The sequence below is a fragment of the Salipiger sp. PrR003 genome (assembly GCF_010500785.1).
Classification (GTDB): domain Bacteria; phylum Pseudomonadota; class Alphaproteobacteria; order Rhodobacterales; family Rhodobacteraceae; genus Salipiger; species Salipiger pacificus_A.
Genome location: NZ_JAAGOV010000089.1, coordinates 1 through 10886 on the forward strand (window position 1 = coordinate 1; position 10886 = coordinate 10886).

The 10886-nt window shown below is 61.6% G+C and carries 13 protein-coding genes; 4 read left to right on the forward strand and 9 right to left on the reverse strand.

The features are described 5' to 3' along the window. A partial coding sequence (locus G0D83_RS27795) for a helix-turn-helix transcriptional regulator (RefSeq protein WP_164197744.1) occupies positions 1-138 on the forward strand: 138 nt, incomplete at its 5' end. 163 nt (positions 139-301) lie between these two features. On the opposite strand, the gene G0D83_RS27800 is transcribed toward G0D83_RS27795, so the two are convergent. After that, positions 302-976: a hypothetical protein gene (locus G0D83_RS27800; RefSeq protein ID WP_164197745.1), complete on the reverse strand. Its 675-nt coding sequence runs from the start codon at positions 974-976 to the stop codon at positions 302-304. A gap of 212 nt (positions 977-1188) precedes the next feature. On the opposite strand from G0D83_RS27800, the gene G0D83_RS27805 reads away from it, so the two are divergent. Beyond that, positions 1189-1383: a hypothetical protein gene (locus tag G0D83_RS27805; RefSeq protein ID WP_164197746.1), complete on the forward strand. Its 195-nt coding sequence runs from the start codon at positions 1189-1191 to the stop codon at positions 1381-1383. Positions 1384-1634: 251 nt separating this feature from the next. On the opposite strand, the gene G0D83_RS27810 is transcribed toward G0D83_RS27805, so the two are convergent. After that, on the reverse strand, positions 1635-1928 hold the full coding sequence (locus tag G0D83_RS27810; protein ID WP_164197747.1) for a DNA-binding transcriptional regulator: 294 nt from the start codon (positions 1926-1928) through the stop codon (positions 1635-1637). Then, a complete protein-coding gene (locus tag G0D83_RS27815; RefSeq protein WP_370457332.1) occupies positions 1925-2248 on the reverse strand; it encodes a type II toxin-antitoxin system RelE/ParE family toxin in 324 nt (107 codons plus the stop codon). The genes G0D83_RS27810 and G0D83_RS27815 overlap by 4 nt, the downstream gene beginning before the upstream one ends. Before the next feature lie 127 nt (positions 2249-2375). Between G0D83_RS27815 and G0D83_RS27820 the strand changes: the two genes are divergently transcribed. Both G0D83_RS27820 and G0D83_RS27825 read left to right on the forward strand, forming a co-directional pair. Continuing rightward, positions 2376-2609, forward strand: coding sequence for a DUF6429 family protein (locus G0D83_RS27820; protein WP_164197749.1), 234 nt, complete (start codon positions 2376-2378; stop codon positions 2607-2609). A 517-nt stretch (positions 2610-3126) separates the two neighbouring features. After that, positions 3127-4407, forward strand: coding sequence for an MFS transporter (locus G0D83_RS27825; RefSeq protein ID WP_164197756.1), 1281 nt, complete (start codon positions 3127-3129; stop codon positions 4405-4407). Positions 4408-5399: 992 nt separating this feature from the next. On the opposite strand, the gene G0D83_RS27830 is transcribed toward G0D83_RS27825, so the two are convergent. The 6 genes from G0D83_RS27830 to G0D83_RS27855 all read right to left on the reverse strand — a co-directional run bounded on the left by G0D83_RS27830 (position 5400) and on the right by G0D83_RS27855 (position 10725). Beyond that, positions 5400-5843 carry a hypothetical protein gene (locus G0D83_RS27830; RefSeq protein ID WP_164197750.1) on the reverse strand — a complete coding sequence of 148 codons (444 nt, stop codon included), beginning with the start codon at positions 5841-5843 and terminating at the stop codon, positions 5400-5402. A gap of 342 nt (positions 5844-6185) precedes the next feature. Further along, the gene (locus tag G0D83_RS27835) at positions 6186-7220 is read right to left on the reverse strand and encodes a toprim domain-containing protein (protein ID WP_164197751.1); all 1035 of its coding nucleotides are present in this window, start codon (positions 7218-7220) and stop codon (positions 6186-6188) included. 221 nt (positions 7221-7441) lie between these two features. Then, complete coding sequence (locus G0D83_RS27840; RefSeq protein WP_164197752.1) at positions 7442-7660, reverse strand: hypothetical protein; 219 nt, start codon at positions 7658-7660, stop codon at positions 7442-7444. A gap of 320 nt (positions 7661-7980) precedes the next feature. Continuing rightward, positions 7981-9219, reverse strand: a complete 1239-nt coding sequence (gene repC / locus G0D83_RS27845; RefSeq protein WP_164197753.1) for a replication initiation protein RepC — start codon at positions 9217-9219, stop codon at positions 7981-7983. A gap of 310 nt (positions 9220-9529) precedes the next feature. Further along, positions 9530-10315, reverse strand: a complete 786-nt coding sequence (locus G0D83_RS27850) for a hypothetical protein (protein WP_164197754.1) — start codon at positions 10313-10315, stop codon at positions 9530-9532. An 80-nt stretch (positions 10316-10395) separates the two neighbouring features. After that, entirely contained in the window at positions 10396-10725 is a 330-nt protein-coding gene (locus tag G0D83_RS27855; RefSeq protein ID WP_164197755.1) for a hypothetical protein, read from the reverse strand. Positions 10726-10886 lie beyond the last annotated feature (161 nt).

Consider the following 10886-nt stretch of genomic DNA (forward strand, 5'->3'; position numbering starts at 1 on the left):
CAAGCTGAGCTCGCGTCTCGCGCGGAAGTGCATCGCGTGACCGTGGCCGAGATCGAAACTGGCCGAAAGAACGGCTCTCTAGATGCTCTCAAAAGGCTTGCCGCTGCCCTGTGCATCACCGTGGACGATCTGATCTGAAGGATTAGAAGAGCGCCGGCATCGTGCCCGGCGTCATTTTCAGAAAGCCGGTTTGCTCCTGCAGGATCGGCTCGACTGACATCACTGAATCCTCTGGTGCCGCTCCACTCAGGCCCCGAGTGGAGTGGATAGGCGGACGTTTGCCGCGATTTTATGGCATAGCCTACAGCCGTGGAAGCTCTCGCGCCTTCGGCAAAGCGAGGTAAGGATTGTTCGACACGATAGGCGCTTCCAAATCGCCCGCCAGCTCGATCACCCAGGCCGCGACTGACTTGTCTGACGGGCAGATGTCGATATTCACGTCACGGTCCAGAAGCCGGCGGAATGCGCGGAGATCACCCTCTTCGCCCGACGACATCCGGCAGGCGTCAGGGGCCAGAACGATATGCGGCGTGACCCGACGCGCGTGCAGCATATCGATCACGGTGCGCAGTGCCTCCAGATTTGGGGTCCCACCCTCCCAGCACATCACGTCCATGCCATCGACGATGGCGAGATCCCGGCGCCAAGCCCGCGGCGCTGACTCAAGGTCATTGAAGGAGGACCCGGACGCCTCCTGACTTGGCGACTCCGCTCTGAGATGGGCGCGATCGGGGTCACCGGTGACCAATCCAACTCGGGAGGCGCCTTCCTCGCCCTGAGACACAGATACCTGCGCAAAGAGCTGTTCGGAGGCCGCGTCCAAGGGCGTCTGAGAGGTCGGCAGTCGAGCGGTGTTCGCATCCGCAATGCGGCCTGTCACGACAAGCTCCGAAGTTTCCACCCCAGTGGAAGCCGGATATCTTCGAAACCAGGCAATCGGCTTGCGGAAAATATCGAATAGAACCCTGAGAAACATTCTTCGTGTAATTGATGGGGTGCAGCGCAAAAATGATAGAAAGATCGCCCGCAGCAGGGGCATCAATGAGGAACCAGCCACTTTCGGGGACGCCCTCACTGTCGCACCATGGCCTTGGCGAAGTCCAGCGTCATGATGACTGGCGGTGGCGAGGTGCAGGAATTGCTTTGCAGGCTGCAGATTTTCTCGGAACAACTTGAGGACACGGCCTCATGGGTGATTTTGTCATTGTACACGGCCCGAAAGGGCATGTCTGGCACGGTGCTCACATCCTGGTAACAGAAAGGGCCGAAAACCATGTCGTGACAAGTCTGGGCACCTTCAGACCCGACCGCTACGGCACACTCCGCCTCGAGACCAACCCTGCCTTCCGCATTGAGGAGGACCCGGAAGTAGAGCAGATTTGACCATGATGCCAGTCTACTACTTGGGATTTAGCCACGAGCTTTGACTTGGACCGATAGCTACCCTGCAGGGTCTCAGCTGTGAGAGCGACGATCGTGTCCGAAATTTGCTACACATTTCGGACAATCGAGGCGAGAGTGCGGTCCCGCATCGATGCAGCCGGCCCCTACGGTCTCGAAGCACCGTCGCGCTAATCTTCAGGGTGCCGCTGGGGCCATTGCCGAAAACGGTCGTTAGCGCCTTTCCTGACTGCTCACCTACCGCGCAGGAGATCCTGAACGACCGAGGGCTGCTTGGCGATGAGCGCCAGCAACACCTGCGCCGGCCCGGTAGGCTGCCGGCGCCCCTGCTCCCAGTTCAGCAACGTGCCCTTCGCGACTCCAATGCTCTTGGCGAACTCGCTTTGTGACAGTCCGGTTTTCTGCCGGACTTTGGCGACATCGACGCTGGCGACCGCAACGTCATGCACCTTGGCGCCAGCCTGCTGGCCCGCTGCGAAGGCCAGCGCCTCTTCAAGACCCTTGGTTACAGATTCAAATGCGCTCATCTGTTATCCCCATACTTGGCAATGATCGCTTTGCTCATCTCTACGGCCGCGGCCTGCTCCGACTTCGTGAGGTTGGCTTTCTCGTTCTTGGCGAACACCGTGATCAGGAAGATCGGCATGTGAATGCCGCCGAACACGTAGATCGTCCTGAACCCACCGCTCTTGCCGCCGCCTTCCCGCGGGATGCGAACCTTGCGCAAACCGCCGCCCAGTGACACACCAGCCTCCGGGTTCGCGGCGATGAAAGTGATTGCCGCCGCCCGCTCCTCGTCCGACATGATCGCCTTTGCGCGCTTCTGGAATTCGGGAAGCTCGACCACTGTCTGCAATCGTGTCATCTTCTGCTACCATATATGCGTCATTGACATATACGTCAACGGCGTACCCTCGAAGTCCGCCCTTGGCAAGCATCCAGCCTGGTTCCCAATCGACAAAGGAGCTTCATCCATGGACGCAGACGACGACAAGATCGACGAGGCTGTGCTCGCGTTGCTGTGGCTAACGCTGCACGACGAATGCCGCGCCTGGAAGGGGATGGATTGGGCAGTTTTGGACCGCCTTTACGAAAAAGGGCTCATCCATAACCCCGCCACGCGCGCCAAGTCCGTCATGTTCACCGAGGAAGGCTTGAAGGTTTCCGAAGTGCTGTTTCGCAAACTTTTCGCACGCTCTGGCGACTAGCTGGGGGACGTCCCAAAGCGTGGTGTAGCTTTCGATGGCCATCGGGTTTCTCGGTGGGTTCAGGTTGCTGAACCAACCTGAACCGAGGCATGCCCCCGATGACCAAACCCATGATGGCCCTGCGTGCGCTGGTAGCGAAGAGCGCCCATGCCGACCTGCTTCGCGAGATGATCAGCGTTGATATGAGGCAGTGGGCAGTCCAACTGTCCCGTGAGCGCTGACGCTGGACAGGCGCCGGCATCGCCGCTGTGCCGGCGACCTGTTCGGGAACGATCCTGAAGTTTGACGCGCCCTACTCCAAATCCCGGCGCCTCAATCAGCACGCTACTCTCACCGCAGGCGCCCCTACCCCGAGAGCGGTTTCGTCCTTGTCCGCCTTGCTGACCCTCCTGCACCCCGCAGCGAAGGGCCGCTTCACTGAGCGCAATTTCGAAGGACGCGACCAGCGCAAAAGCCCCCCTGGTGCCCTGCCGACTACCTGTTGAAGTTCGCAGCACCCGAAAGCTATCGTGGCGCCATGATAAGAAGCCTGCTTCCGCTCACCGCCCTGCTGACAGGGTCTGCATTCTTGCTCTTCGCTGGGGGCGTAAACGGCCTGATACTCCCGATCCGCGGTGAGGCAGAAGGCTTTTCAGCGGCGTCGCTCGGGCTTCTCGGCACTGGTTGGGCAATCGGCTATGTCGCTGGCTGCTTGCGGACGCCTGCCATGGTCGCCCGCGTGGGCCACATTCGGGCCTTCGGGGCGATGTGTGCGATCGCTGCTATCGCGGTCCTCCTATCCCTGGTGTTCATCACGCCGTGGGTCTGGATCCCCGTTCGCGCGCTTTCCGGCTTCTGTTTTGCCGGGGCCGCAATGATCGTGGAAAGTTGGCTCAACGAAAGATCTGACGCCGCGTCGCGCGGCCGGGTGTTCGGCATTTATACGATGGTCAATCTCGCCGCCTCCACAGCGGGGCAAATGGTGCTTACTCTCGGCGATGCGAACGGCTATTTCTTCTTCGTTCTTGCGGCAATGGTCTATTGCTTGGCACTCTTGCCGACGGCGATCAGCGCAACAACGACACCTCGGCCACTCACCCAAGTCTCGCTGGACCTCGGCGGTCTCTGGAGGAACTCGCCCATCGCCGTATTCGCGGTCCTGATGGTAGGTATTTCCAACGCCGCTTTCGGTACGCTGGCCGCGGTTTACGCCGCCCGGATCGGGCTCTCGCTCAGCAACATCGCACTCTTCGCCAGCATTCCAATCCTCGCGGGTGCTGCGAGCCAGATTCCCGTTGGGATAGCGTCAGACCGCTTCGACCGGCGGCGCGTCCTGTTGGCAGTGACACTCCTAGCGGTTGTCGCAGATAGCCTCTTTTTGCTGACCGGCGTATCGCAGCCCTGGGTTGTTTTGCTCCTCGCGGCCCTCTTCGGCGCAACGGTCTTCGCAATGTATCCGGTCATTGTCGCACACGCGAACGATCACGCTGCGCCTGGATCGTTTATCCAAGTCAGTGGTGGGCTCTTGTTGGTGTTCGGCATCGGTTCGATCTTTGGGCCCACCCTGGCCGGTTTCGTGATGACCACCCTTGGCGCGCCAGCACTCTTCGCCGTGACCGGCGGCGCCCATGTGCTCCTCGCGCTATTCACCCTCGTCCGGCTCTGGGTCGCACCTGCTGTCGCAACCGAAGACAAGGTCAATTTCCAGATGAAGCCTTTGCCACGAGCGTCGACCCCTGAAACCGCTGCGCTCGCCGCTGATCAAGAGGAACTTGAGGCGGACCAGCTAGCGGCGGCCCCAGATGCAATGGAAGACTGATCCCCCGATATCCACTTCAGAAGGAGGTACCGCGAAAGTGTCTGTCCGCTACCCACCTTGAATTGCCAAAGCGTCGGAAACCATCGATGATGGCAGCTAAGAGCGGGATTCTTCGCGGGCCTCGGGGCGCCGATTTTTTGACGCCTGTCACCCACCACTCACGGAACGGGTTGCGCTCAGCCGCTCCGAGCATCTGACTGCCGATGCAGCTATCCCGCAAATTTTTTTGACCGATATTCGTCGCGGTGAGAGACAGTCAATAAAATGCCCCGGCTCTGGTCAGGTAGGTCCAAACCCGGGGCTCTGGTCATCCAAAAGGTTTCTCGAGAAAGTTTCGCCCTCCCCATCGGCACTGGGAAATTCCAGCATTCGCTCGCGTGGATCGTCAGGCACGTTCGTCCACTCACGGACAAGGATGAAGGTGAGCCGAGCCAGCGATTCCGTCGAGTCTGTTCAGCCCGGAGTTGTTGAAATTCAGTATCCGGTCAACTTCCGGGGAAGGTGCGCCACAATAGATGGTAGCGCCCCGCGGACGTTCCGCGATGATTGTATGCGCGCTCAGGGGGCTCCACCGTTTCGATCACAAAGCTTGGCGCATGGCGAGGCCTTCTCAGCTCTTCCGCACGCAACGGTCAAGGTCTCGCAGCAGCAGCCGATTATTGCCAGCGCAGCCGTCAAGTGCGAGCTTTCGTTTGCCCAACCATGAATCGTTGTTAACCTAAAGCACTATGCCGCACGCATCCAAGAACGTGTCCTGCCTCAATGCGCATAGAGTCCGCAAACTCGATGCTCAGATCAGGCTTCATCTGTGGAAGCTCGGGCAAAGCGCTCCCGCCAGATCCTGCGAAGAGACCCGTCGGCTCGAAATTGAGCTCGGCGCAATGTGCGCGCGTCTCGCCAACATCTATGATGCGCAATCGGCCAAATGTCAGGCAAACCGGGCGCCTGGCCCCGCTTCATGAACCGATGGCGGACGCCACGCGCCGCCGCTGTCAAGCCGGTGTGGAGGCCGTACCGACTGGCTTTGAGGGTGCCGCTTCGGGATACTGCGGCTTCACCGCTTCTGAAATGACCTCGGTGGCCTCGTCGGTCGCCTCGGTCGTCAACTCGCTCATCGCTGCCCCGCAGCTCTTCATGACCTCGGCAAGTGCAGCGGCCATGTCCTGAGCGAGCTGGGCCTGTGCCTGCGAAAACTCCGCAAGCGCGGGGCCATACTCGGACCGTTCCCGGACTTCGGACAAAGTCTTAAGATTACTCAACGCCTTCTTGGTCGACGATGCGAAAACATCCGTCGACAGAGATGCGGCTTCCAGCGCGATGCTCGCGAACTTCCCCTGGAACTCCGAGAAAGCGGCGAAGCCGGACGTGGCAGCTGCCGCGTCATAGGGCATGGACATGCTGTATGGAGCCTTTCCGAAGGCCGCTTGGGTTCCCATGCTGAACTCCTCAATTGCGGGGTAAGGGAATGCAATGAGTGTGATCGCTGCAATGCGGCATAATAAGAGATTCCATAGACGGCGCTCAAATGTCAGGGCTGAGTGGCGATTTTTCGCCGGCAAGCATCTCCTGGCGCTGCGGCAATAGCGGAGGCCGCCAATGGAGATGCTCGGAAGTAGAGCGCTGCAGGTTGAGCCATTGCACGCTAAGAACATCAAGGCTCCCTTCCACGTAGTTGCCCACCGTCAATGTGGATAACTCCGCGCACCGGCCGGATTCACGCGTCGACGCAATACAGGCCACTTGATGCGCAGCGCTCAGGGCCGCTCCCTGTGAGCCCCTCAGCTCTTCAACGCCATCCGCACCAAATCGGCGCGCTCGAGCTGACCAAGAAGCCGCTGCCGCAGCGCGGCTAAGCCATCCTCTCGCAGGTCATCGTTGAAATCCCCGAGGCGGGGCTCGAGCACCGAAACCGAAATGCCTGCGTCCCTAGCCCGCGCGCTCAGCTTGTCGGCCGCAGCCTGCCCGGCATCGTCGAGATCTCGCGCGATGTAGAGCTGGCGTAGCCCTTCGGGCAGGTCGACGGCGCCGAGGTGGGCAGCCGAAAGCGCAGCCCAGACCGGAAGGCCCGGGAGGGCCTCGCGCAGCGACAGCATGGTCTCGAGACCTTCCCCGATCGCAAGGCACTCGCTGGCGGCGTCGATCTTCACGGCATTTCCCAGAAGCTCGCCCATGGCCCGGCGTTGCACCTCGACGGGTGCCTTGTCCGATCCGTCCTCCGCGAGCCAGGTGCGGTGTACGCCGCGAAGGCACCCTGCCCTGTCGGTCACCGCCGCGATCAGCGCGGGACGCGGCTTGGACGCGGCCTCGTCGTGATCGCGATGCCAGCAGCGCGGATGGAAGCGCAGCGCCGATGCGGACGCTGCGCGGGTGATGCCGCGGCGCTGGAGGTAGGTTTCTGCGAGGCTCCCGGAAAGCGGAACCGACGCCTCATAGAGACGCTTTGCGGATGTCCGTTTGCCGGATGTGCTTTTGCGCGTTCGAGGCGTGCTCGGATGCGCCGCCGGCATGGGGCGCCCGAGGTGTGCCCGGACCTCCTCCAGAAGATCGGGAAACCGGGCGATCCCGGTCCGCGCCTTGATGATGTCGAGCAGGTCGCCGTATTCACCGGTCGCACCATCGGTCCAGCGGCCGCGTGCACCCTTTCCTTCATCAGGACCGGTGAGGCGCACGTAGAGCGAGCGCCCGGGCGTGTTCTGCAGGTCCCCGACCAGCCAGTACCCTCCTTCGCGCCGCCCGGCGGAGAGATAGTGCCGGCACACGCTTTCGGCGTTCTGGGCCAACTCGCGCAGCAGGTCCTGAGTTTCGGTAGTCATGGCAAAATCACTCTTTGCATATCGCATGTTCCCTAGACGCCACGAACTTCGAAGTCCCTGAGGGGGTGCCAAAATCCGACCCCTGAAAAATCCGCTATCGTTGCCGGCCCGCCCATATCGACCACGGTCGACAGGTTTCCGAGGCATTGTTTTGCAAACGGTTCGCGCGCTCTGGCGGCAAGCTGGCGCGCGAAGGAGCTGCATCGAGGATGCGGGCCTAGCTAAAGGTCGCACACAGGCGGGCGGCGTCTCCTGCCGAAGAGACGGCGCAACTCGCGTGCGTCGAAGCCCGTCTCCGCGATCACCTGCTTCTTCGGCACCAAGGGGTCGGCCCACAGGAGGCCCGCCTTGCCGAGGCTTTCAAGGCGCGTCCGTTGTCGAGGTTCCTCCTCGACCGATCCAATCTCCTGTTCATAGGCGGAGTGGTTGAATTGGTTCATTGCTTTCCCTTTCCCGGCGGACCCCACCAACACGCGGCCTGCCGTCTTCTGCGGCGCAGCTGGTCGCGCCGTGATGGGAAGTAACAGGAGCTTACACGTTGACCGCAATGCGAATGGCTCAACCTGAGCGGGAATTTGCTTACCCTACGTAACTGCGGCCATTTAGAGGCTGCCCTCTCCACGTCTCTGGCGCAATTGCGCGCGTTTTCTGCCACTTAAGCCGCCCTTGCGGCGCCCGCAGAACCCACAGCCTCGAGGCCACCGTGCGCAGCGGAAGGCCGTCGCGATGATCATTCTGCTGGGTCGCACGCGCTGCACCGCTACTCGGCATTCTGGCGCATCGACAGCCCGATGAGCCCACCAACGATGTTCAGCGTGCCCTCCTCGTGCCGCCGTGTCATGGCCCTCAGATACCCTCCGGGGCTGAGGATCGGTGTCTCGGGATCGCCGGCTCTGGCATCGAGGATGAACACGCACCAGGTCGCGTCCTCCACGCCCATCTTTCGCACCGCATCGTCCCAGGCGGAGCGATTGATGCCGAGCTCTGGCAGGCGGCAAAGCGCGGCGACGGTGAAATCATGGAGGTGCAGACTCGACCAGCCGCCCCGGCCCTGCCGGCGGGCACCCAAGTAGAAGCGCATCTCCTCGGAGGCGAGTGGGATGAATGTCTGGATCGGGATGTTTGTGAGGATTTTGGACTTGTGTTCGGCGGCCCCCGCCCCATCCTTTTCTTCTCGGCAAGACGGCGCGCCGCCCGGCGCGGCGTCCTCTACATTCGTGCGCGCGGGCTTGCCCGCGCTCCGCTGATCAACGCTTGCGTTACAAGGTACTTCGTTAGAATCTTGAGTTGTATCTTGTATATAGGACCGCTCGTTTTCGTGCGGTCGACCGTGCGTTTCTGACATCGCCTGCAGAAGATCCAACGCCGCAGTGCAGAGCACGTCCGCCTCGGCGACATGCGCCTTCAGCTCCTCCACGGGCATCCGGTGCAGCTTGTCCGCGTTCGGCCAGGCCTCGAAGGCGTCGGCAATGTCCTGAACCTCGGCCGCCAGCCCGTGTTCCGCGATCAGCTCAGCGAGGCAACTCTTCAGGTGCTTCTTGTGGATGCTGCGAAGCCCGCGCAGCTTCGCGTGATGCTGGCGTCCCTCTTCGATGCCTTCTCGGAGCGCCAGGAACTCCTGGCACCTCTTGACGGCCACGGAGAAATACACGCCGCATCCGACAAAGCCCGAGCGCGCGCCGTTTCCCATGGTGCGCTTCTCGATCAGCCCGGCCGCGACCAGTTGCGCCTCGTCCGCCCGGATCCGGCTCGGCGAGACCTTCCGCTTCTTGGCGATCTCGGATTGCGCGAGATAACAGCAGGGCTCCTCTTTGCCGCTCTTGAAGGCGCGGGGGCGGGTGGCGCCGATCATGGTTCGGAAGGTCGCGAGCGCAGCGCTTCTGACCCCGAGTAGCGGCGCCACGGCGTCAATCAGCGCAACGAAGCCGTCGCGCTCCATACCCTGCGGCAAAGAGGGGAAGGAGATGTGTTGTCGAGTCGGTAAAATGGCTTCAGCCATATGCATCGGTCTAATTTCCTCGTCCGGTATTGGCGAGGCGGCGCCAGACAGAACTCACCCGATCGCACAGGTGCGTTTTTCCTTGTCTGGCAATGGGGGAGGCTGATAGAGTCGCAAGTGATGAGGCTTGCTTCCAAGGGTTTGCACACCCTTGTTCTAAGAGCTCCCCCGTGAAGGTTGCCGCCTTCGCGGGGTTTCTTATTTGGGGGGTGGGGAAACTGCTCCTTTTTCTCCAAGCGCCGCATGCGGCGACGCGCCTGTCTCTCTTGATCCGCTCTGCAGGCCGAAGCCTCGCGTGGCGAACGGGCCCCTAGTAATTCACCTGCTCGTAGCCGTAGTTGCCCTGGTAGTCCGACCAGTCCACGAAGACCGATCGGCGCGAGATGTAAGGGCAGCTTTCGCCCCAGCCCTCATCACCGACAAAGGCCGCCGGGAGCGCCGAAGGGCTGCTGTCGCGCCAGTAGAAATCCCCCTGCAGACCGTATCGACCAACGCGCACGCGGCTCCTCCGCTCACAGTGGTCATTGTCGCTGCCCCGCTCGCGCTGGCGCATGTATTCGACGCTGTAGACCCGGATCGAACGCACGAAGTCGAAAACCGGGTCGCTGATGTCGATGTCGGCCACGCCATTCTCGGAGGTGTAGTCGGCGATCTTCTGCAAGATGGCGCGCCTCGGGGCGCCCCCTACCCCAGCCTCTTTCAGCGCCACAGAGATGAGCGCGTCCGGCGGTAGCGCGCCTCTGAGCACAGCCGCGGGTCCGATGTCCCCTCCAAACGGGAATTGGACCGGGCGCGCGCCTCGGTCAAAGACCACATCGTAGAGGCGCTGCTCCGGCGTTTGCCCCGCGTTTCCCGGATAGGCCGCATGCATCGGGCAGCGCCAGATTTGCAGCGGCGGCTCGATCGGCGACGGCGTGATCCGGCGGATGAACTCCGTCTTTGCCGCAAAGCAGGGCGCCGAGGCGGGCCAGCCGCCGGAGAGACACAGCAGGATCGCGCAATCGATCTGATAGGCGCGCGCCAGCTGCGATGTCACAGCCAGGCTTCCGGTGAAAGCCAGGGCAGCCGTGGCCGCAGCGCAGAGGAGATATTTCATCGCCGAACTCCCGTTAAAGGTGTGCCGTCAACCAACCACATCACTTCTTTGGATGTCCAGCGGGTTTCGCGATCGATCCATCATTCTTGAATGTGTTTCTGATCTGAATGAAGGACTTGCAGGCGCGCGTAGGCCTCGAGCGCGGTGTCGATGTCCTGCCGCGCCGTCTCTTCCGCCATCTGCAGGCACTGCAGGTAGTGCTGCGCCTCGGTGAAGTAATTCGAGAACTCCAGTCCAAGCTCATCGCGGTACTCGTTGATCACGTCCTGCGGCAGGTCCGCGGTAGGGACCGGCGGCGGCACACAGTCCAGCGCCGTCGTTTGCGCTACGGCCGAGTTTGCAAGGCTCGCCGCAACCAGGGCCGCCCCAGAGGCAGCCCCTCCGGCGCACCGGGTGGTATGCACAAACATCCGCATCATGTCTTGGGCATCACTATGTGGCACTTTTTCCGTTTGTAGTATCTTGCAATTACGTATTGCACCATCTTCTGTTTCACGCTACCCAAAAAATGTGTATGCCTCCTCCATGTCACTCGACACATCGAACGACCCCAGGAACGAGGCAAAAAAAT

Coding starts and splice junctions, on each gene's coding strand:
- G0D83_RS27800 (WP_164197745.1), bottom strand. CDS start 976: ATGTTTCTCAGGGTTCTATTCGATATTTTCCGCAAGCCGATTGCCTGG.
- G0D83_RS27805 (WP_164197746.1), top strand. CDS start 1,189: ATGGGTGATTTTGTCATTGTACACGGCCCGAAAGGGCATGTCTGGCAC.
- G0D83_RS27810 (WP_164197747.1), bottom strand. CDS start 1,928: ATGAGCGCATTTGAATCTGTAACCAAGGGTCTTGAAGAGGCGCTGGCC.
- G0D83_RS27820 (WP_164197749.1), top strand. CDS start 2,376: ATGGACGCAGACGACGACAAGATCGACGAGGCTGTGCTCGCGTTGCTG.
- G0D83_RS27825 (WP_164197756.1), top strand. CDS start 3,127: ATGATAAGAAGCCTGCTTCCGCTCACCGCCCTGCTGACAGGGTCTGCA.
- G0D83_RS27830 (WP_164197750.1), bottom strand. CDS start 5,843: ATGGGAACCCAAGCGGCCTTCGGAAAGGCTCCATACAGCATGTCCATG.
- G0D83_RS27835 (WP_164197751.1), bottom strand. CDS start 7,220: ATGACTACCGAAACTCAGGACCTGCTGCGCGAGTTGGCCCAGAACGCC.
- G0D83_RS27840 (WP_164197752.1), bottom strand. CDS start 7,660: ATGAACCAATTCAACCACTCCGCCTATGAACAGGAGATTGGATCGGTC.
- repC (WP_164197753.1), bottom strand. CDS start 9,219: ATGGCTGAAGCCATTTTACCGACTCGACAACACATCTCCTTCCCCTCT.
- G0D83_RS27850 (WP_164197754.1), bottom strand. CDS start 10,315: ATGAAATATCTCCTCTGCGCTGCGGCCACGGCTGCCCTGGCTTTCACC.
- G0D83_RS27855 (WP_164197755.1), bottom strand. CDS start 10,725: ATGTTTGTGCATACCACCCGGTGCGCCGGAGGGGCTGCCTCTGGGGCG.